The sequence below is a fragment of the Moorena sp. SIOASIH genome, assembly GCF_010671925.1.
GTDB lineage: Bacteria > Cyanobacteriota > Cyanobacteriia > Cyanobacteriales > Coleofasciculaceae > Moorena.
In genome coordinates, this window is sequence record NZ_JAAHIH010000005.1 from 946,349 (window position 1) to 967,570 (window position 21,222).

22 protein-coding genes and 2 pseudogenes are annotated in these 21,222 nt (G+C 41.6%); 17 read left to right on the forward strand and 7 right to left on the reverse strand.

The window, feature by feature from the left end; all coding sequences use genetic code 11:
* The first annotated feature begins 155 nt into the window (after positions 1–155).
* From F6J90_RS31350 to F6J90_RS31370, 5 genes are all read left to right on the forward strand, one after another.
* Positions 156–1,091, forward strand: a complete 936-nt coding sequence (locus F6J90_RS31350; protein ID WP_293102860.1) for a hypothetical protein — start codon at positions 156–158, stop codon at positions 1,089–1,091.
* Positions 1,075–1,839 carry an MBL fold metallo-hydrolase gene (locus F6J90_RS31355; RefSeq protein WP_293102863.1) on the forward strand — a complete coding sequence of 255 codons (765 nt, stop codon included), beginning with the start codon at positions 1,075–1,077 and terminating at the stop codon, positions 1,837–1,839. Before F6J90_RS31350 ends, F6J90_RS31355 begins: the two co-directional genes overlap by 17 nt.
* A 620-nt stretch (positions 1,840–2,459) precedes the next feature.
* Positions 2,460–3,278 (forward strand): sulfotransferase domain-containing protein, encoded by an 819-nt coding sequence (locus F6J90_RS31360; RefSeq protein WP_293102866.1) that lies wholly within the window; start codon positions 2,460–2,462, stop codon positions 3,276–3,278.
* A 39-nt stretch (positions 3,279–3,317) separates the two neighbouring features.
* Complete coding sequence (locus F6J90_RS31365; RefSeq protein WP_293102869.1) at positions 3,318–4,235, forward strand: sulfotransferase domain-containing protein; 918 nt, start codon at positions 3,318–3,320, stop codon at positions 4,233–4,235.
* Between the two features lie 9 nt (positions 4,236–4,244).
* Entirely contained in the window at positions 4,245–5,537 is a 1,293-nt protein-coding gene (locus F6J90_RS31370) for an MFS transporter (RefSeq protein WP_293102872.1), read from the forward strand.
* Between the two features lie 156 nt (positions 5,538–5,693).
* Here F6J90_RS31370 and F6J90_RS31375 read toward each other — a convergent pair whose 3' ends face one another.
* Positions 5,694–6,782 (reverse strand): zinc ABC transporter substrate-binding protein, encoded by a 1,089-nt coding sequence (locus tag F6J90_RS31375; RefSeq protein ID WP_293102875.1) that lies wholly within the window; start codon positions 6,780–6,782, stop codon positions 5,694–5,696.
* A 124-nt stretch (positions 6,783–6,906) separates the two neighbouring features.
* On the opposite strand from F6J90_RS31375, the gene F6J90_RS31380 reads away from it, so the two are divergent.
* From F6J90_RS31380 to F6J90_RS31415, 8 genes are all read left to right on the forward strand, one after another.
* A complete protein-coding gene (locus F6J90_RS31380) occupies positions 6,907–7,626 on the forward strand; it encodes a metal ABC transporter ATP-binding protein (RefSeq protein ID WP_293102877.1) in 720 nt (239 codons plus the stop codon).
* Between the two features lie 28 nt (positions 7,627–7,654).
* Entirely contained in the window at positions 7,655–7,831 is a 177-nt protein-coding gene (locus F6J90_RS31385; protein ID WP_293102880.1) for a hypothetical protein, read from the forward strand.
* Between the two features lie 67 nt (positions 7,832–7,898).
* Positions 7,899–8,381, forward strand: coding sequence for a DUF2656 domain-containing protein (locus F6J90_RS31390; RefSeq protein ID WP_293102883.1), 483 nt, complete (start codon positions 7,899–7,901; stop codon positions 8,379–8,381).
* 316 nt (positions 8,382–8,697) lie between these two features.
* Complete coding sequence (locus F6J90_RS31395; protein WP_293102886.1) at positions 8,698–8,835, forward strand: hypothetical protein; 138 nt, start codon at positions 8,698–8,700, stop codon at positions 8,833–8,835.
* Positions 8,819–9,712, forward strand: coding sequence for a metal ABC transporter permease (locus F6J90_RS31400; protein WP_366513927.1), 894 nt, complete (start codon positions 8,819–8,821; stop codon positions 9,710–9,712). Before F6J90_RS31395 ends, F6J90_RS31400 begins: the two co-directional genes overlap by 17 nt.
* Positions 9,713–9,968: 256 nt before the next feature.
* Positions 9,969–11,348, forward strand: a complete 1,380-nt coding sequence (locus tag F6J90_RS31405; RefSeq protein ID WP_293102888.1) for an AAA family ATPase — start codon at positions 9,969–9,971, stop codon at positions 11,346–11,348.
* A gap of 6 nt (positions 11,349–11,354) precedes the next feature.
* On the forward strand, positions 11,355–11,789 hold the full coding sequence (locus F6J90_RS31410) for a hypothetical protein (protein ID WP_293102891.1): 435 nt from the start codon (positions 11,355–11,357) through the stop codon (positions 11,787–11,789).
* Between the two features lie 140 nt (positions 11,790–11,929).
* On the forward strand, positions 11,930–12,058 hold the full coding sequence (locus tag F6J90_RS31415; protein WP_293102893.1) for a hypothetical protein: 129 nt from the start codon (positions 11,930–11,932) through the stop codon (positions 12,056–12,058).
* Between the two features lie 146 nt (positions 12,059–12,204).
* On the opposite strand, the gene F6J90_RS31420 is transcribed toward F6J90_RS31415, so the two are convergent.
* Positions 12,205–13,188 (reverse strand): dienelactone hydrolase, encoded by a 984-nt coding sequence (locus F6J90_RS31420; protein ID WP_293102896.1) that lies wholly within the window; start codon positions 13,186–13,188, stop codon positions 12,205–12,207.
* A gap of 410 nt (positions 13,189–13,598) precedes the next feature.
* Between F6J90_RS31420 and F6J90_RS31425 the strand changes: the two genes are divergently transcribed.
* A complete protein-coding gene (locus F6J90_RS31425; protein ID WP_293102898.1) occupies positions 13,599–14,072 on the forward strand; it encodes a hypothetical protein in 474 nt (157 codons plus the stop codon).
* A 473-nt stretch (positions 14,073–14,545) separates the two neighbouring features.
* On the opposite strand, the gene F6J90_RS31430 is transcribed toward F6J90_RS31425, so the two are convergent.
* Entirely contained in the window at positions 14,546–15,712 is a 1,167-nt protein-coding gene (locus tag F6J90_RS31430; RefSeq protein WP_293102900.1) for a linear amide C-N hydrolase, read from the reverse strand.
* 766 nt (positions 15,713–16,478) lie between these two features.
* Positions 16,479–16,814, reverse strand: coding sequence for a XisI protein (locus F6J90_RS31435; RefSeq protein ID WP_293102903.1), 336 nt, complete (start codon positions 16,812–16,814; stop codon positions 16,479–16,481).
* Between the two features lie 280 nt (positions 16,815–17,094).
* Here F6J90_RS31435 and F6J90_RS31440 point away from each other — a divergent pair, with 280 nt between their 5' ends.
* Both F6J90_RS31440 and F6J90_RS31445 read left to right on the forward strand, forming a co-directional pair.
* Positions 17,095–17,391, forward strand: a complete 297-nt coding sequence (locus F6J90_RS31440; protein WP_293102906.1) for a hypothetical protein — start codon at positions 17,095–17,097, stop codon at positions 17,389–17,391.
* A gap of 41 nt (positions 17,392–17,432) precedes the next feature.
* A complete protein-coding gene (locus tag F6J90_RS31445) occupies positions 17,433–18,074 on the forward strand; it encodes an LON peptidase substrate-binding domain-containing protein (protein WP_293102908.1) in 642 nt (213 codons plus the stop codon).
* 155 nt (positions 18,075–18,229) lie between these two features.
* Here the strand turns inward: F6J90_RS31445 and pheA are convergent, their stop codons facing one another.
* Both pheA and F6J90_RS31455 read right to left on the reverse strand, forming a co-directional pair.
* Positions 18,230–19,090, reverse strand: a complete 861-nt coding sequence (gene pheA, locus F6J90_RS31450) for a prephenate dehydratase (protein WP_293102911.1) — start codon at positions 19,088–19,090, stop codon at positions 18,230–18,232.
* Between the two features lie 67 nt (positions 19,091–19,157).
* The gene (locus tag F6J90_RS31455) at positions 19,158–19,346 is read right to left on the reverse strand and encodes a hypothetical protein (RefSeq protein WP_293102914.1); all 189 of its coding nucleotides are present in this window, start codon (positions 19,344–19,346) and stop codon (positions 19,158–19,160) included.
* A 411-nt stretch (positions 19,347–19,757) separates the two neighbouring features.
* Here F6J90_RS31455 and F6J90_RS43825 point away from each other — a divergent pair.
* A pseudogene (locus F6J90_RS43825) lies at positions 19,758–20,798 on the forward strand (cobalamin biosynthesis protein); the annotation flags it as partial.
* Here the strand turns inward: F6J90_RS43825 and F6J90_RS43830 are convergent.
* Positions 20,760–20,942 (reverse strand): annotated as a pseudogene (locus F6J90_RS43830) (pentapeptide repeat-containing protein); the annotation flags it as partial. The pseudogenes F6J90_RS43825 and F6J90_RS43830 sit on opposite strands and share 39 nt — an antisense overlap.
* Between the last annotated feature and the right edge of the window lie 280 nt (positions 20,943–21,222).

Sequence of the window (21,222 nt, forward strand, 5' to 3'; positions counted from 1 at the left end):
CCCAAAATCATGAGGGACGGCATCAAGAAGCCATGTGGTCCTCGAACAATAATGCAATCAGTGGCTATATTAGGAATCCTAAATCAGTTGACAGCTGATTTAGGATTCCTATATATTTTTTATGGGGATAGCTTTTCCATTGTATAGTAGTACCAATGAAAAGGGTAACTGCAGTTATGGATACGGTCGTTATTCTAGCTTATTTTAATTTTTCAAAAAATAAATCCAGGTATATGGCTCTTGTCAAAGCACTAGCTTACTTAAGGAACCAAAAAGTTGATATAATCCTGGTTTGTTATGGCTTAGATACTGACAGTATTGTTTCCTCGCAAAATCTTAAAATAATCAAGATTCCCTCTGCTTCTGTACTTTGGCAAAAAGAAAGATTCTATAACGTAGCATTATCCCATTTGAATAAAGAGCATAAATATGTTGTTTGGGCTGATGCAGATCTCCTTTTTCCTAACAAGGGTTGGCAAGAGCAATTAAAAGAGAAACTGGAAAGCTACCGACTGATTCAGATATTCAATCGAGTCGAAGATGTAAAGCTTGAGAATGGCCATTTTTCCCTAACTGGACTTAGCCGCAAATCCGTGGTCACGACTTTCAATCGCGATATTACAGTTAAGGATTATTTCAGTAAAAGTGGCATCAGCTTAAGTCTTGGATGTAATCCGGGCTTTGGATGGGCGGCAAAGGCAGCCACCATAAGAGAGATAGGCTTCCCCGACTTTATGATTTTGGGGGGTGGCGACAAGGTTTTATTGGCCTCCGCTATGGGATATCATTCGATTTTTGTTAAAGCGCTTTTTTTAAATCATACGTTTTCTAAACTATATCATTCTTGGGGAGACAAAGTTTTTGATACCATTGAGGGACGAGTGTCTTACCTAGAAAATACGATTTATCATATTGTTCAGGGAGATTATAAAAATCGTCGCTATTCTGATCGCCACAAATTAATTCATGACAATAGTTTTGCGATCGCTGATTATCTAAAAATTAATCAATGGGGAGCATGGCAATGGTACGATCAAAACAACGAATATGCTGTAAAAATAAGAAGATACTTTGATGAAAGAGGAGACTAAAGCCTTGGAAATCGTCTTTTATGGAACTTCCGGTTGGTTTGACAGCACATCAGGTGCTACTAATTGTGTAGGGGTATTTGTAAATGATAGAGATATTGTTTTGTTTGACTTAGGCACTGGGGTTAGAAAAATAGACAGAGAAAGCGTTCGTGGTAAAAATGTTACTGTTATGCTTTCACACCTGCATTTAGACCACTGTTATGGGCTACATATTTTACCGATGTTCCAGCCCGCTTCCTTGAGGATTGTTATCCATGAAAGTCTAAAGAGTTACTTGGAGACTTTGTTTTCTTTTCCGTTTGTGAAACCGAGGGATAAACTAGGATTTCCTGTTGAGATTCGAGTGGCTAAAGATACAACCTTGAATTTCGATAATTTTACCATAAAGACTCAAGCTTTAAAACATAATACTCCAGTGATAGGCGCTCAATTACACTTAGAGAACAAATCTATTTGTTATTGTGTTGATACCATTTTATGCGATTCTCTCTTGAGTCTAACTAAGGATTGCGAGATTCTCATTGCTGAATCTTGCCCGGTTGGAGGAAAAAAAACAAATGGATTTCATCTTGACTTAGAGCAACTTAAGGCAGTGCTAACTGCTACTCATGCTGAGAAGGTGATCATAACTCATTTTGGGGCTCGACAGTATCCAGATCTTAAAACCAAAGAGTTGCTGTTTACATCTATAAAGGATTTTCATCACAATATCGTTATGGCTTACGATGGTCTGATTATCCGGAGTTGACATAACTTATGTTTTCAAATGTTTTTGTTTTATGTACCGGAAGATGTGGCTCTACAACATTTGCTCAAGCATGTCAGCATATTACAAACTATACAGTATCTCACGAATCTAGAATATCTTTGATAGGAGATAAGCGCCTTCAATATTATCGAAATCATATTGAAGTAGATAATAGGTTGTCGTGGTTTCTCGGTTCCTTGGATAAAAAATATGGAGATTGTGCTTTTTATGTACATTTAAAGCGGGATATCATGTCAACCGCTAAAAGTTATGCAAAACGCCTAGATAGTCCTATAATTTTAGGTTACTCATAATCAATAATTATTCCTAAAAATTTTCATCACGAACGACTTGATGTTTGTATTGATTACTGTAACACCGTCAATGCTAATATTGAATTATTTATCAAAAATAAAAGTCATTAAATGGAATTTAATCTAGAAAATGCTCAGGAAGATTTTGGTAAATTTTGGAGCATAATTAGTGCTCAAGGAAATTATGCTATCGCCGTAAAAGAGTGGAAAAAAAAATATAATGCTTAGGCGTTCCTGAAAATTGAATGGTTATCACAGCACTTTTAAGGTTGGTACTGATGATTCTTTCTAATCTGGATTTGATATATGAAAAGGGATATAAGCAAACACTATATTATTATTGGTGCGATGAAATGCGGAACAACTTCGCTGTTTCATTCCTTGTCTAAAAACTGCCCATCAATCAACCCATCGAGGGTGAAGGATACTAAATTTTTTGTGGATCGAGATAGAGGAGGCAACTGGGAAAGAGGTATCGACTGGTATTTAGCAATGTTTCCTCCCTTAAATGGAATAAAGCTGGAAGCTTCTACCCACTATACAAAGTATCCAGACTATCCAGGGGTCCCGGCGCGAATCAAGCAAGTCTTGAAAAACGTTAAATTGATTTATCTAGTTCGAGATCCATTACAGCGATCGATTTCCCATTTTTTTCATAACTTGTTAGTCGATAGAGAAAAATTGGATATCAATCAAGCCCTTTCAAATAGTCGTAATAAATATATTAATTATAGCGATTATGCCCTACAGTTATCTCAGTATTATGATTATTTCGCTCCCGAAGATATTGTGATCATTAATATAGTCGAAGAAGAGTACCGAGAAAAGTCCTTAGAAGCATTAAAGCATTTTTTAGGAATAGAAACAAGTAATCCCTTCGTGCTAGACCGTAGCAACACTGTCAAAGACAACTTTGTGAAAGCCGATAAAAATCTAAACATCGCTCCAGACATCATTAATTCTTCAGAGAATAAAATTGAGCTAGCTTTAAAATTTGGGTTGAGCCATGATAATCTTATAAAAATGATTGAGCTTTGTAGGGTAAATGCTGTAAAATTTAAAAAATATTATCCATTTACCATAGACCACTGGCTAGACAAGTATAAAAATTATTTACTATATTAATTTTGATTATATGATAAATTTTAATCTTAAAATATACCAATGGTGATTGCCCCAAAAATAGTCTATTATCCTGATGTTACCCTTGACGATCTAGATGCGGGAGTGATTGTCGCTTATCCATTGCCCGATGAAACCCATGCTTATTATGCAGTCCCAAATTTCCTGATTATTGGCGCACAGAAATGCGGCACTCGCGAACTGCATACCTGGCTCGATCAGCATCCCAATCTTAAAGGTGCGCCTGAAGAGTGCCATTTTTTTGATGAAGTCATAGATATTGAAACTGAATGGATACGCTATCTACTCAATCCTGCTTATTTACTGTCAAGAGACAAGGAGCAGTTGTTGTCTCGTTGTATCTATACATTTGAAAAAACACCAGCTTACTTAGACAAATGGAATCGAAGTGTGCCTATTCCCGAACTGGTTCGTCGAATGATGCCCTCTGGAAAATTCATTGTTTTATTGAGGAATCCAACGGCACGGGCTTACTCAGCTTATCAAATGGGAAGGGCAGAACAAGACGTGATAGGAGCCATTCCTGAATATGTCGATACTGATTTTGTCTCTTTGATTAAAAGACGATTGTCAGCAAGCCAACCCGATCCCTACGATCGCCTGTTAAGCGTAGGGCACTATGCCTTGCATTTGGAAACGTGGTTGAAATATTTTTCGCGAGAACAGCTATGGGTTGTGTTATTAGAAGATTTTCAGCGATCGCCTTTTGAAGTCATGGATGAAATCCTGACATTTCTAAAATTGGCTCCCTTTGATTACCGATCGTTGGCTGAACAAAATTCCCGTGGCTTGTGGGTGCTTCGAGGGCAAGCCTCAAAAGGAAATGCTCAGCCCTACGAACCAATTCCACAGGAAGCAAAAGCATTATTACATGAGTATTATGCTCCTTGGAATAAAAAACTGAGGCAATTAATGCCAGAACTTGATATTAAATGGTGACAACTCGATATGCTTAATGAAAAAGAACGCTCTCAGAATCAAAAACTTTTGATTGCGTCGAATATTGCAATTATCCCTCTTATGACCAGTTTTGGTGCTATTGATGCCAGCTTACTTCAGTTATACGCAACCAGTATCCTCGGTTTGCAAGAAAGTCAAATCGGTTTTGCCATTGGTTTACCTTCTTTACTTATACCGCTACAGATTTCAGGTATTTATTTTGTCAAACGTTGGGGTAGTAAAACTACTCTGATGATTGGTTTTGCTTTACTATTTTTACTGCTACCATTAATGCTGATTGTGCCTATAGTGTATGGAAAAAATAAACTCTTTGGTTTTGCTTTTTTTTGTATTATTATTTTGTTGATGAATATCGTTCATAATACTACAAAAGGAGTAGCGTTTCAACCCATAATTCGGGAATCTACGCTTCCAGAAGAGCGTGGATGGTTTTTTGGTAAAATGCGACTGACTGTGAATGGGTTTAATTTACTTTTTTTTGCTATTCTTTCTGTGACGCTAGGAGAAAAATTAGCACTTCATGATTACGCATATATAGTTGTTTTGCTGATGATGTACTGTTTAGTTGCAGGACTCATAACTTATAAAATCAAAATTTATGAAAATAGTCAATCTCCCTATAAAATAAACCAGAATTTTTTAGATGATATCCGCGAAATATTTGCGAATCCAAAATACCGTTTATTAATAACTATTTTGACTTTATGTTTTCTTTCTTCTTTGCCCCTGTTTGTCACTTATTTAGCAATTGGGTTACAGCTTAATGCCAATTATATTTCCCAGTTAATTACATTAAATATAGTAGGAAATCTGACTGGGATAGCAATTTGGGGGCGACTCATAGATCGCATTGGCTTTATGCGTACCATATATATTATCGTCTTAATGCTGGCAACTGTCGGAGTGCTATGGTTATTTGTCCAACCTATTGAATTGTCCTATGGTTGGTGGCAGTTTTCATCTCTCACCCTGGTCTTAATTGCTATTATTACTGGTTTTTTACAATCGGGATTGAAAATGGCATTGCTCGTTGGGGTACACAATACTGCCACGGAGCGATCGGCAGTTACAGCATTGGCTTTCTTCAATAGTACCGGAATGATTCTGGGCAATCTAGTACCCTTCTTTGTTGGATTTTATTTAAATTTTACATTAGGAGTATGGAGATTTTCTCTGGGTGCTATTAATATTGACAGTTATCAAATGATTGGTTTATTGAGCGCTTTATTGTGTTTGCTGAGTGCTGTGATGTGTTACCGCAACCGTCAGCTGATGATATAAGTCGATAGAGATGCTTCCTGTTCTGGGCGATCGCCATTGGATCTAATACCTCCAAATCCCAAAAGTCAGGAAGGAGGGTTAGTGGGGGCGATCGCCTCTACAAAACTGGCGGATTTATTGGCAACGGTATTCGAGCAGAATTATATTAGCTACCAATCATTTAGCAGCTTTGCCATCAAAAGAAGAACAATTTCCCCCTAACCCATCCACAATGGCACAGGTATTGCTAGTAATCATGCCAATATAAGTTCCAGTATCACTCCCTTTTTCTCCTAGACCATCAGCCAATAACTTTTGGTCTGAGAGTTTAACCTTTGCTTCTCTGGCGACAGTGCCAATAACCTTATCATTTGTTGTTACTTCGGCGAAAATTGTTGGTACCTTACTTTTCTTAATCTTCTGTACCAGTTCTTTCACCCGTGCTGCTGTCGGTGCTTCTTCTGCGCTAAGCCCTTGCAACGCATCAGAATCAGAAAAACCGTAAGCGTTAATGTAGTACCCTAGGGCATCATGGGTAGTAATTAGTTGGCGTTGGTCTTTGGGTATAGTTGCAACTTGTGCTTTTACCCAAGCATCCAACTGTTCCAGGTTAGTGGTTAGCTGTTTGGCATTCTTGGCATACAATTCCTGATCATCTGGGTTAAGTGCTGCCAGTTGGCTACGAATTACTTCTGCCATCTTGATACCATTTTGGACATCATGCCAAATATGGGGGTCGGGCTCTAGTTCCTCATCACTGTGAGCGGATCCTGTCTTTTCTTCCTCATGGTCATGGTCATGGTCATGGTCATGGTCATCCTTATGGTCATCCTTATTGTCATCTTTTTCTTGCTCATGATCATCGTGGTGATGTGCTTCCGCCATAATTGGACTAGGCACAGCTTGATCATGCACCGCTATTTTAGGAGCTGGTGTATTAGTGGCTTGAACTAATTTAATAACTTCTGGTTCAAAGTCGTAGCCACCGTATAGAACTAGTTGGGCTTGCTCTAGGGATTGGCGAGCTAAGGTGGTAGCTTTGTAGGTATGAGGGTCTTGACCTGGTTCAATCAGACAGGTCATATCAATGGTATCTTGGGCAATTTCTGTTGTTAAGTCACAAAGCACACTGTAGGATGCTACCACTAGTGGCTTCTCCCTTGATGAGGTTTCGCTGCTTTCACTACAACCACCTAGTGCTACCCCAAAGGCGAGAGCACCACTAGCTAAGAGCGTCCGAAGTTTAACTGGTAAGGGTTTCAGCATAGATCAACCCGCTTAAATTAGTAGCTATCAAGAACAAGAATCATTTTACAAGGCTTAGCTGAGAACGACAATCAGTTGCAAACACGCTAAACTATGAGAGCGGTAGTCGTTCTCACAAAACCTAATGTTAGAAGTCCATAACCTAGGAGTCTGTTACCGAGACACTTGGGCGATTTGTGATATATCCTTCTCCCTCCAGCCAGGACAATTAACTGGCTTACTGGGACCCAATGGTGCTGGTAAAAGTACTATGGTCAAGGCGATGCTGGGACTGATTCCAACAGTGAAGGGGGTAGTGAAATTGGCAGCCCGTCCCCTCCGGAGTCAATTAAAACGAGTCGCTTATGTTCCTCAGCGATCGCAAATTGATTGGGATTATCCGATTACGGTATGGAATGTAGTCATGATGGGTCGTACAGTCCACACCGGTTGGTTTAGGTCTCCTAGTCGCCAATCTAGAGAAATTGTTAAGAATGCGTTAGAACGGGTGGGTATGTTCGAGTATCGCCACCGTCAAATTGGCGAACTCTCTGGTGGACAGCAGCAGCGGGTATTTTTAGCGCGGGCTCTAGCTCAACAAGCGGAGTTATTATTTTTTGATGAGCCATTTGTGGGCATCGACAAAAAGACGGAAGACATTATTTTTGAGGTTTTTACTGAACTTAAATCCCAAGACAAAACGTTACTAGTGATCAGCCATGACTTAGGAGAAACCTTAGCTCATTATGATCAACTCCTCTTATTGAATAAGCAACTGATTGCTGTGGGTTCAAGGGCCCAAGTGCTGACACCAGAAAACCTGAGCAAGGCTTATGGTAAGGTGATGAGTTTGGCCGCAGCTTGAGGGGTGAGTTTTGAGTGCTTAGGTCTGAGTGCGGAGTGCGCTAACTCGGTCAGTCCCAGAGTTGGAGATTAATATCAATCCGTGTAGGAATTGTGAGAATTTTTGTTCCCTGTTCCCTACTCCCTGTTCCCTGTTCCCTGTTCCCTGTTCCCTGTTCCCTGTTCCCTTTGGTAAATACCTGTTAGGGTTCACTGTTCAGCAATGAACCCAAACTAATATATACTGATCCTTGCTGGGCTGGAAAATTGATCAAACAGGATATCACAGGACTCATGACTGACTCTCAAACTGGTCGGATGTTGCTTTCCCATAACTTTGAACTATCAGACGATAGTTTCCCTGAACTAAACCGGGAAGAATTTACTCAGGTATTTGCTGAAGGATTAAGTAACTATCCATCCTTAAAGTGTCGTAAGTTAGATCATCCCCATTGGATGGTTGAAATTTTATTCCCTACTCAAGAGTTTACCCCACCTCAAGTTGGAGAATTGTGCGCTCAAGCTCTAGACGAGAAGCGGATTAGTCAAAAAAAGGGGGATTTTTTGCCAGATATCTTAATATTAGGAGGCTTAAAGAAAACTCCACCCTTAAGTAATTCTCCTGATACTCTCCAAACCGGAGAATGGGGAGTTGATGTTGTAGAAACGACCTCAGCAGAGCAATTTTTAACAGCCCTAGGATGGGAGGATAAAACAGCTGGTAAAACCATCGAGAATGTTTTCAAGATTGAAAAAAAGAATAATGCTGCATCCTAAAGTTACAGCAGTTTTAAATTGAGTGATGTACAAATTATTGGGTTTTAGGGAGAAGGGAGCAGGGAGCAGTATGAAATAGTTTGGAGGATTTTTGGTATGATTAAAAATCAGTAAGATTGTTCATAACCTATTTAGAAATGCTATATGATGTCCGGATAATGACACTTAATAAAAATCTCCCCATCTCCCCATCGGGTTCATCTCATTTTTATTCTTTGAGGGGGTGGTGCGTTACGGGGCTGGGTTTTTCAACACTGGGAACCGATAAAATCAGGCCGATCCCGCCCCTAACGCACCCTACGCCACATTTATAAAAGTGAGATGCACCCTCCCCATCTCCCCATCTCCCCATCTCCCCATCTCCCCACACTCCCTACTCCCTACTCCCTACTCCCTACTCCCTACTCCCTACTCCCTACTCCCTACTCCCTTTTATTATGAATTGGCTGATTGAGCCCCTAGGTTTTGAATTTATGCGGAATGCGATCGCAACGGCTGTGCTGTTGGGGATATTAGGTGCAGTGGTAGGCAGCTACTTAATTGTACAACAAATGAGCCTGATTAGTAGTGTGATTGCCCATGCGGTTTTACCTGGTCTCTCAATCGCATTTTTTTTAGGAATAAATATCTCTATTGGTGCCTTTATTGCAGGTGTCCTTAGCGCTTTAGTTGTAGCGGTGATTCCTCAGCGTACGCGAGTCAAAGTGGATGCAGCAATGGCGTTGACTTTCAGCAGTTTTTTAGGTTTGGGAGTGATACTAATTACGGTGCTGAAAACTAACCAACTTGACTTAGAAAATATTCTTTTTGGTGACATCTTAGGGGTGAGACCAGGAGATGTCTGGCAAACCCTGGTGATTACAGGAGTAATTTTACTTTTAACAAAGTTATTCTATAAAGAGCTATTATTCTATACCTTTGACCCCTTGGGAGCCCAAGCTAGCGGTTTACCGGTAAAACTAATTTATTTCGGGTTAATCTTGGCGATTACTCTCACCATTGTCGCCAGTATGCAGACGGTAGGGGTGTTGCTCGTTATTTCTATGTTAATCGGACCCGCGACTACAGCTTATTTATTAGTAAAAGAATTACATCACATGATGGGATTAGGCTCACTAATTGGAATTTTTTCTAGTGTCAGTGGGATGTATATAAGCTATTATTTTAATTGGCCATCAGGCCCCGCTATTGTAATGGTAATCTTTGGGCTATTTTTCCTAGCATTTTTGTTTAGCCCAAGCCAAGGGATTCTCACGGAGCCAGCGATAGCAGGTCGCCCTGCTAAGTTATTGACTTTGCTGAAAGAATTATTGAGATTGAATCGAGGGTAAGCTATCAGCTATTAGCAATCAGCCGTCAGCTATCAGCAATCAGCTATCAGCTATCAGTCGTCAGCAATCAGCCGTCAGCAATCAGCTATCAGCAATCAGCAATCAGCAATCAGCAATCAGCAATCAGCAATCAGCATGTTGAACATAGTAATAGCATGTATACATGCTAAACTATAACTAAATAACTCAAGACTAGTGTAGTGTAAGGGCTAGCAACACCCATGCACTAGACCTCAGCTTACTCTAATCTCTGGTCATGGTTGAAAAACTTACAGTTAAAAATTTTGCTGGTATCGACGAACTAGAGATTGAGGTTAAACGAATCAATATCGTGATTGGACCTCAAGCTAGTGGCAAAAGTGTATGTGCTAAACTTCTTTTTTACTTTAAAAACTTTGTTTGGAAAATTTTAGATACAGTAGAAAATGAACAAACTCAGCCTGACCTAGATTCAAGCTACTCTCAAACTTTCCAAGACTACTTTCCACCAGATTCATGGGGAGAGCATGATTTCTATATTAAGTATGAAATTTCTAAGGTTTTTATTGAAATTAGCAGAAATCAAGAGAATAAAAATCAAATCAATATTATTAATTATTCAGAATTATTTAAACAAATCAAACAAGAACTATTAAAAATCAAAAAAGAAATATTAGATGAACTATTAGATTTAGATAAAATATTAGATAATAAACTATTAGAGAATATACAAAAATTGCTGCTGAGAAAAACTATCGAAAAAAAATCTGATAAAAACCCTGACTTCGAGCTGCTTAAAAGAAGATTTTTGTTCAGTAGTGGAATTATAAGAGAACAGTTAATAGAATTTTTGAGGAGTTCATTATGCTATGAGGCAGTTTATACCCAGCTTTTTATTCCTGCTGGTCGCTCTTTCTTTGCTAATCTCCAAAGTAGTATATTTTCTTTGATGTCTAATAAGACTGTTATCGATCCATTTCTGATAGAGTTTGGTTCTACTTACGAAACTATAAAAAGTTTGAATGTGAGAATCATGAATCAAACTGAAAATAGAAAAGAAAAAGAAATAAACGATGAAATCGACAAGCTTGTTAAAAAAGCTTTATGTGGGGAACATATACAGGAAAAAGGCGAAGATTTTGTGAAGATGGCAGATGGAAGACGGATTAGTATTGCCAACTCTTCTTCTGGTCAGCAAGCAACATTTCCCTTGACGATTATACTTTCAGCATTACCTTTTTTAGTTTATGCTCGTTCGGCTGGACAAACTGTTTATATTGAGGAACCAGAAGCCCATCTATTTCCAAGTGCACAACGAAATATTATTGAGTTAATCGCCTGTGTCTTCAATTCTGATCGGGAAAAACTTCAATTCTTTATCACCACCCATAGTCCTTACATCCTAACTGCAATTAATAATCTTATTCAAGCTGGTATGCTCTATGAAGAATCTAGCCAGGATGTCTTACCTAAATTAGAAAAAATCGTCCCTAGCTATAAAGCCCTGAGTACGTCTGATTTATCAGCCTATGTCCTAGAAAATGGCAAGGCTGAAAATATTGTATGCAATGATACTGGTCTGATCGATGCTAATGTCATTGACAGTGTTTCTGATCAGCTAGCTATTGAGTTTGATAAACTTTTGGACTTAGCTTGACTATTTATGAAACGTTTCCCAGACTGTGAGGAATATAAGGATGACAAGAAAATCGTATTATCAGAAAACAGAAGTAAACTAACTTTCCTCAATCCCAAGCGAGATAAAATAAGAATCATTACAGTTGATGGGTGCGCTATCGTAGATAATAAAACTCTGCGCTGTGATTATGCCCTTGTTTGTAGTAACGGAGTAGAAATTTATGTAGAGTTGAAAGGAAGTAAGATTGCCCATGCATTTAAGCAGATAGAATCGACGATTAAGTTACTTTCAGATAACCCACAAAAAATCAAAAAGCTGTGCTTTGTAGTTTCGACTCGCGTTCCCAAACTAACAACGACTATACAACAACTGCAAAGGAAGTTTAAGAAGAACTATAATGCTAGTTTCTGCATTAAGACTATTCAAGATACTTATAATTTAAGTAAAATTACCATCTAGAAAAAAAGTACGTAAGCCTATGGTTAGGCTTCTTCTTCTTGACTTTCTTGAGAGTAAAGTCACTGTATGCTACCTCAGTCTCCTGATTTTGAGCGTAACTGGTTGAGCTGTGTCTATTTTATAGGGAAGTCCGAAGAAAGGTGACAATCGGGCAACTAGGGAATTGCACTAGGAAGTCTGCTGGAACTTGGTTGCGATTGACCTTGGCCAAAAGGCCACGCTACGCGAACGGTCACGCTACGCGATCGCATCACCGGTTTTCTAGCTAGGGGTCGGGGGCGATCGCGACCCCTAGGTTAATTAGGCCAGACTTAGACTTATCGATGTTAAGTCAAAATGTCACACAGTGCGATCAAGCCCGCTGGTAGGTTAGGTTAAGTTAAGTAACCCAACAATCTCACTAAATTAATTTAAATTACTTCCGCTCAAAGCAGGCAATCAAAGGGTTCTCAGAACATAAGTATTGATTGATTGCTGACAAAGCTTGAGGTTGATGGGAAACATGAGCATCAATGAATAAACCAATTGTTTCTGCTAGCAAATTCCGTAGTAGGTCTTCCGGTTGAGATGCTGGATAGTCTAGGAAAGGTCTACCAGTAGTGGAATCAGATGGATAAGCAATAGAGAAATGATTGGCTCCCTCTAGAAGTAGCAGATAACTATCGTCTCTGCCTGCTGAGATCGCTTCCCTAAAAGTGCGTAACACTGGAGTGGTTGCTTGTTCCCAAGTCACTCCATAGCGGTGGCTGCTGTTGGCAATAACTCCATCACAGGTTCCTCCAATCAGCATTAATGGTAAAGTATCAGGTAAAGGCAAGATTGTGCCCGATGGATATCCTAGTTGCTTCCCTCCTGCTGTATGTGCACCATAGGCAAAAGAAGCCACAATTTGTGGAAAGAAGCGTGGATTGGCACTTTCAATTGCAACTCTGCCCCCAGCGGAGTGTCCTCCTAGAATGATCTGTTTTAAATCAAGCAGGCCAGCTAGAACTCCGTTAAGTTGTAATTTCTCTAATGCTACCAATAGGCTTGGTAAAGCAGAGGCTGTTGGAGCTGAACCATAGGTGTTTGGAGCCCACATTGCGATGTCAACACCTGGAGTCAGACCTACTATACCAGGTAAGTTTTCGGCAACCCAGGAGAAAGTGACAACCACAAGCCCACGTTCTGCCAACTTAATAGCAAGCCACTGATATACTTCAGGACTACAGTTTATGCCATTAAAGAAAATGACGACTTTGAAGGGAGACTGCTGAGGATCAGCAGGAACAATACCCATATTTTGTTCCTGATCGCTGCCTGACATCAGGGCTGGATAGAAAACTTTCAAATGAATGGTGTCATATGGAGAGGAAGCATCTTCTACTTTGGTAGACTGAAAAATTGCTCGAATAACCATACCACAAAAACTTGTTGATTCAGACTTTAATGAGCTTATCAATTACAGTGAGCTTTGAAGCACACCCATAGATGGAAGGCTAACGGCATTGAGGCTAGCGGCGCGAGACGCACTCTGGGAAAAGCCAATCCTTTCGCCTTCGGGTCCGTTTCAGTCAATGGTGTGGGATTCGTTGATCCTCAATGAGTCGTTCTGACTCAGAAATGGCAAAGTCTCCAACAGCTGACTTCTGAATAGCGGTGAGGGTAGTCTGTTATGTTTTTGGCCTTCTCCTCTGGTGCTGGGGTGACAGAATTACTGCTACAGTAGAGAATCCACTGCCCAGAGCATCCGCTGTGATCAATGGTTAGGAAACCGAGCAACCTCAAGAAATCCAGCACTTCTGTGCTTAGCAAACTAACCGTGAATTAATGATGCGTTACGCTATCACTAACCCATCCTACAAGATCGAAGATCGTACTAGCTTTATGAAAAATGGGGAAAATGGGAAAGGAATCACCTCACGCTGGTATCCCGAAACCCTGAAAAAGCGTATACTTTCCATTGATAAAATCCGGACAAAAATTGAATTTATTGCCGGGGATGGGTTTGAGGTTTGTGAGCAAAATTATCACCGAAACGATGCTATTTACTTCATTGATCCACCTTATCTAAAAGCTGGTCGCAGGCTCTATCGATATTCAGCAGTTGATCATGAAGCTGTATTTAAACTTGCTAGCAAATTGAAAGGCGATTTTTTGATGAGCTATGACAATACAGAAGAAATAAGGGATCTAGCAAGTGGCTATGAATTTGCTGTACAACCTATTGCTATGAAAAACACTCATCATGCTCAGAAGACAGAATTGTTGATTGGCAGAAATTTCGATTGGTTTTTAGGGTAGTCATTATGTGAAGGCTTTGAGGTCTGGGGCTGCCGCTTCATAGGGGAAGTCAGTAGCTGTATACCCACTTTCGCAAGGTGAAAGTCTAATGCCAACAGTGCTTTATTAACCGCTTCTGGTGTAGTGAAGACCTCAGCGATATCCTCATCCAACACCACAATGTTTGGCATTTTGACTAATGCCTGGGATAGGCTGACCCAAACGATGTTGGCGTAGCCTTCCCGAAGGGTAGCCGATGGTCTGGGGCGACTCCTTCGGGCAGGTTAATTAGGCACGCCAAGGCTTGTGGTAGCTGGGTTTCGTCCCTCAGCCTAGCCTAGGATGGTACCCAGGGTAAGGGCAAGAATCAATAAGCCTAGGCTTATTGATAAAAAGACCGAGTCATTCTCAACAAATTAACTCTATTGCGAGTACAGTTATACGAGATTATAGGGGTTTCGAGCTACGATCAACCGATATCCAGCCAATGCACATTATGGGCGATTTTTTCTTGCGCTTATCCTGGGATGGTACCGGACAAAGCAGAAACTTGGAAGGTCCTCAATTGGAATTCCCTCATCGCAGGGGCCAGTAAACTTGAATGCCTCTGCTTCAATAAAATCACCAGTAACATTACCGACTAGATCATAGTTTCCTGAAAGTTCCAACTTTTTGACTGGTGCTCCTTCTTTCAAGTCATCTTCTGTCAGCTCGACCCAAATAATATTGGGGGATAAAGTTGATTCAAAGTAATAAACCTTGCTAAGGTGATTTGCTGCTGTTCGCCAAATGGTAGGGGAAATATTGGGTTGTTCTGGATCACTTGCTCCGAATGGAACTGATACATTGCGCATGACCGACATTAGATTGGCCAGTGTTTGTCTGTCGGACTGAGGAGTAGGTAGATTCTTTAGGTAATAGCTCGCTCGTACATACCTGTCGGCTGCTCGGCGTGTTCCAGGTAGCACAGCATCGCCACCTACTGACTCCCAATAAGCATTGAGTGCTATTTGCTCCTCGTAGATAGGAGAGTTGGTCATCACCGCAAATTCCTTTCCATGGTGAATAACCAGCTTGCCTTCGAGGTGTTCAAAGATAGCCGAGTCACCCAGTGGATCTGAAAGAGAAAAATGGAGTGTAGGGGGATGGGAGAGACCGCTTTCGCTAGGAAGCGGTGAGGGAACGACTTGTAACTCATCGTTCTCCAATGCACTTACGGCTTCCTGAACCGTTGCAAAATTGTCCAAAATATACTGAGTATATGCTGACCATGATATTCCCTCACGGGAGGTGTCACGCTCGCCGAAATCTGCTTCGCCAAGATACAGCATATTTGCCATCAAGCCTTTTTCATTCAACCCGTCAGCAGTAGCTGTATCGAAGCCAGCAGCGATCACACTTCCATATTTTGACTTCCACTCAACAGAATTCTTTCCTACTACCCCATCTCGCTCCATTCCAGCCGGAAACATCCATAGATTGGATTTAATGTCTTCATACCAATCCATATTGCGGCCAGTGACAGCATAGGTGGGTGTGACGTCTTTTGTATAAGACGCATGAAGGACCCGTGAACATGCTTGAGCATCACTCAAAAAAACCAGATTTATGATCAACCCACAGATCAATAATGCTTTGAAAGTTCGCACAATGAAGTGCATAACTTATTCCTCCTGTGTTTATGCATGTAGATTGCACCAGTAAGGAATGTATCATATCCTTCCAAATTTCTCTAGACCTCGCCACTAGTGATCGCGCCACCATCCCAACCTACCTTTGAGAACCTGGCAACTCAAAGCACTTGGACTCACCAGCAAGCGCTACCATCATCAGCATCTCTGACCTTGGCGACTCGGAGGGATTGGAATTATAGGCGATCGCCCCGCTCTTACTCCGAGGGAGAAACAATACCTACGACCTGGGATGCTTAAGGGCTTTGAGTGCAGCAGCGGGAGACTAGCTTTGGGGAAAAACCGATTCTTTCTCCTAGTCGTTCGCTACGGTAAGGGTAGGAGAATTCGTTAATCATAAATGAGTTTAAATGACTTATAAAATAATTTTAAGGACTCCTATTGCTGACTTATGAATAGCATTGAGGGTAGTTTGTAGTGTTTTTGTCCCTCTCTCCTAGTGCTGGGGTGACAGGATTACGGCTACCGTAGCCACTGGTGGCCAATCCGTAAAGCGGGGAGAAAAGGCGTTAACTCCCAGGCTTACCTAAAATTCTGTGGAGCAGGAGTCTATCGATAGCGCCAAGGAAAATGTGGCAGATAGGTTAATTAGAGCTTAACCATTCAGCTGTCAGCCGTCAGCCGTCAGCCATTCCCGTAGCGTGACGCATAAGCTGATAGCACCTCAAGTAGCGTGCGCGTAGCGCTATAGCTGATAGCTGATAGCTGATAGCTGAATCCTTAAACCACTACTATCTCAAGCGACACCATAATCAGTGTACTGGCGTTTGTAAGGAGCCTGTAAACCCAAGGCAATATCTTCTCTTGGAACGCCCATGTCAACTAAATCCTCAGCAGGATTGAGATCTGTGAGATTTTGCTGGAGCCAAATTTTTCCGTCTTTGATATCTAAATGAACTATAGAACGGTAAATTCGATTCAAATCTTCCCAACCCACATTCATCCACTGGTAATGATCCCGAACAGTGTCAAAAATTAGTTGTACTTCCACCTCATCATTTGAAACATCATCCTGGGCGTAGTCGTTCAGTAATCTCTGAACGTACTCGCGGTATTGAGCTACTTTCTCCATTCCACAATCACCTCTTTGGCTGGATCATAAAAAAAAATGGGTCCCAAACCCCGTCCTTCTAGGGCGGTTTTGTGTTAGAATAAATAAGACGCAACGACCTAAAAAGAAAAGGTGAAAATCCCAGTAGTGGGACGTTTTGGTTAAAAGGTGGTTACCCGAAATGGGTGCTCGGTTAAAGACTCCAATCCCAGCCCTCTACAAGCAGAAGTCTTTTTGGAGAGCGAATCAAAAAACATTAAAAGTAGACTCAATGGCAACAAGCCGGAGAGAGTAGAGGCAATTGGCACCGCCAAGTGGACTGCCGATTTCTTGGTACTACGGTACGGGAAGTCGATGTGGTTGCCCACGAGCAATGCCCGTTTGGGTACCTCCTCAAAAGAATCCCCGTTCCTTTAGGTCGGGGAGTGTCAAACACAATTATCAAGACCTGATACCATTGTATCGCAGTTGGAAGTTATCACCCCTATTCCTGACAAGCTCAAGCCTACACTCCCCTACCCTCGCGAGTCTAGCTACGTCACTACAAAAGACTACAGGAATAATTATGCCTTGGAGTCTCAAAGACAAAATCCGTTAAAGTATGTAAATAAGCGCAGTTACCTTTTTAACCCAGGCACAATGGTATCCTCATCCTCGATAGCTGTCAGAGAACTCCCCATATTTCCCCTACCTGAAGTCGTTTTATTTCCTGGACGCCCTCTGCCGTTACACATTTTTGAATTTCGCTACCGAATCATGATGAACACGATTTTGGAGAGCGATCGCAGATTTGGTGTCTTAATGTGGGATCCTGTTAAACATGAACCAGCTACAGTTGGCTGTTGCGCTGAAATTATCCACTTTCAGCGTCTTCCCGATGACCGGATGAAAATAGTAACGTTAGGTCAGCAGCGGTTTCGGGTCTTAGAGTACGTTCGTGAAAAGCCCTATCGGGTTGGACTAGTGGAATGGATTGAGGACCAGCCACCTGCTAAAGACCTCAGACCAAAGGCAAAAGAGGTGGCACAGTTATTGCGGGATGTTGTGCGTCTTTCCGCGAAGTTGACCAACCAGAAAATTGAGCTACCAGAAGACCTGCCCGATCTACCGATTGAGTTGTCTTACTGGGTTGCTAGCAATCTGTATGGCGTAGCCTTAGAACAGCAGGCACTTTTAGAAACCCTAGACACAGAAAAACGTCTAGAACGGGAAACCGAAATTCTCACTTCTACTCGCAATCACTTAGCAGCACGCACTGTACTCAAAGATGCATTGACTTAAGCTTTTCATAGCTATGAGGTACACAGGATTTTTTGCCAGATCCGCTGCTCTCGACTCCCGACTCCCGACTCCCGACTCCCTACTTCCATTAACCCAGAACGAAAGTACCTCACCCAATTAATAACTGCTATAACAGTTTTGTTCACGGCTGACGGTTAACTGTTGAAAGTCAAATTATCAACATTTATGAGAGTGTAGCTGCCAAAAATCTTGAGGATTTCCTGATCAGGGATTATTTCCTCAAGAGCAGCTTTAAATAATGGTGCATACAGATCTGATTCCAGTTCAATAAAGAATATGTACTCACCAAGTAATCGCTTGGTGGGACGAGACTCAATCCGACTTAAATTAATACCTCGACGGGCAAATACCTGGAGTGGTTTAGACAATGATCCAGGTATATTAGCAGGAGGACTAAATGCTAAGGAGGTATGACTACCTCCAGGAGATGGCTTTAAACTCAGCACCCAAAACCGGGTGAAATTATCGGGATAGTCATTAATGTTAGATGCGAGTACTGGTAGAGTATAAAGCTTTGCTGCTCGTTCAGAAGCGATCGCTGCTGCATTGTGATCTTTGTCCAAAAACTGTAGCGCTTCAGTAGTGGAGTTGGTAGGTACCAGTTGCACTGATGGCAGAAACTGCTCTAACCACCCCTGACACTGAGCCAGGGCTTGGGGATGGGAATAAACCGTTTTAATTTCTGCTATGGTTGATGCCCGTGACATCAGACAATGTCTGATCGGCAAAACCAGAGCCTGTTGGATTTGGAGCTGATCTAGTTGCCAAAGTCGATCTAGTGTCATGGCGACACTGCCTTCAATGGAATTCTCTACAGGTACCACTGCTAGATCAGCTTGTTGGTTAGCTACTGATTGTAAGGTTTGGGCAATGCTTGGATAAGGACACAACAGGGATTGCTGACCCTGTTGTTTCTGGAGTCGGTCAGCATAAGCTGTGGCAGCGGCTTCTGTATAAGTTCCTGGTGGTCCGAGATAGGCAATAGAAACTGACATAATAGACAATATAATTTGAGTTGTGAACAGAATCCGTTAGGGAAAGGCAAGAGGCAATAGGCAAGAGTCAAGAGGCAATAGGCAAGCTAGCAATAGGTAATAGGCAAGCTGGCAAGAGGCAAGAGGCAATAGGCAAGCTAGCAATAGGCAAGCTAGCAATAGGCAAGCTAGCAATAGGCAAGCTAGCAATAGGCAAGCTAGCAATAGGCAAGCTAGCAATAGGCAAGCTAGCAATAGGCAAGCTAGCAATAGGCAATAGGCAAGAGTTAATAAAGTAGATCAGGATTTTTAGTCAGGTCAAAAACTGTAATCTTTGTGTTGATGCAGTCGCTATGATAATTTTTTGGTGTGATCATAAATCAGTATTGGGTTTGATGATATAGTTGAAAATGCTATCTAGGTGATGGGGGTTTAATTGTAATAAAATAATCAATAATAAATTAGGATTAGATCAGATTGTTATGTGCTTTGTATTGATCAATAAGTTAACTGTAAACTATTGATAAAAAATATCCGTAATTTTGTCAGTAAATCAGTTATTAGTAGCCGGAGTATTTTGAGGCTTTTTTGGTAATCGAGGAACCGATAAACAGCAAGCGCAAATATTCTATTTTAAGAGTAAAGCAGGGTACTTTGTGTGCCCTAGTTAACGTTTATTTCTTTCATGATGGCATCGGTTTTTGAAAATTTCCAACCCCTAGCTGCGATCGCTACCACTCCTACTGGGGCTCAAATCCTGCAACCCCTCTGTCAAACTACTGGTGGAACCCTTTGGGTACCTAATTCTCTGAGCACCCTAGAACAGGTTGCTGTCTACAAGGGTTCCCTCAAAGACCACATTGCCTCCCTCTGGCCAAACCACCGTGCCTTGGTGTTTTGTTTGGCAGCGGGAGCAGTGGTGCGCTTAATTGCTCCTTTGTTAACGGATAAATCCAGTGATCCAGCAGTTGTGGTAGTTGATCAAGGGGGAGGTTTTGTAATTAGTTTGTGTAGTGGTCATCAAGGGGGGGCAGATCAACTGACACGGTTAATTGCGTCCCAACTGGACTCAACGCCTATTTTAACGGGAGCAGCAGCGGATTTAGGTCTACCTGGAGTTGATGTCTTAGGTATTCCCTTTGGCTGGTATCGGGGAGAAGGGGATTGGACTAGAGTAAGTGCTATGGTTGCCCGTGGGGAAATAGTACAGGTAATTCAAGAGGCTGGTTCCACTCTTTGGCAAGCTCATCTTAGAGATGGACATCCTTTCTATTTCGGATTTCCAGACGATAGCGCTACAACTGAATCCGAGTCTATCTCACCCAAAGCCAGGATTTGGATTAGTGCCACCCACCAGCAATTTTCCCCAGAATCGGATTTACCAAACGTGCAGTGGTATCCACGGGTACTGTGGGTGGGAATTGGCTGTGAGCGAGGGACATCGAAGCAGTTAATTGAAATGGCGATTCGGCAGACCTGTGAGCGCTATGGTTTATCAGAAAATGCGATCGCAGGAATTGCTACTATTGACCGCAAAGCCGATGAAGTCGGTATAGTCCAATTGTGCCAAGAACGCCATTGGCCCTTACGCACTTTCCCAGCTGAGGTACTCCGTTCCGTAACTGTACCCAACCCATCGGATGTGGTGGCGGCAGAAGTTGGTACTCCCAGCGTTGCCGAAGCAGCAGCTCTATGTGGGGCTAGAGGGTTGAAGGTTAGTAAGTTGAAGGTTAGCAAGTTGAAGGTTAGCAAGTTGAAGGTTAGCAAGTTGAAGGTTAGCAAGTTGAAGGTTAGCAAGTTGAAGGTTAGCAAGTTGAAGGTTAGCAAGTTGAAGGTTAGCAAGTTGAAGGTTAGCAAGTTGAAGGTTAGCAAGTTGAAGGTTAGCAAGTTGAAGGTTAGCAAGTTGAAGGTTAGCAAGTTGAAGGTTGAAGGTTCTAACCTACAAGGGACTAACTTACAAGGGACTAACTTACAACCGACTAACCTTCAACCGACTAACCTTCAACCGACTAACCTTCAACCAACTAACCTACAACCAACTAACCTTAAACCGACTAACCTTCAACCTTTATTAGTTCCCAAACAAATAGTTAAATCAGCTAATCAAGTAGGAGCAGTAACTGTAGCGATTGCTCAATCCCCAGTAGAATACA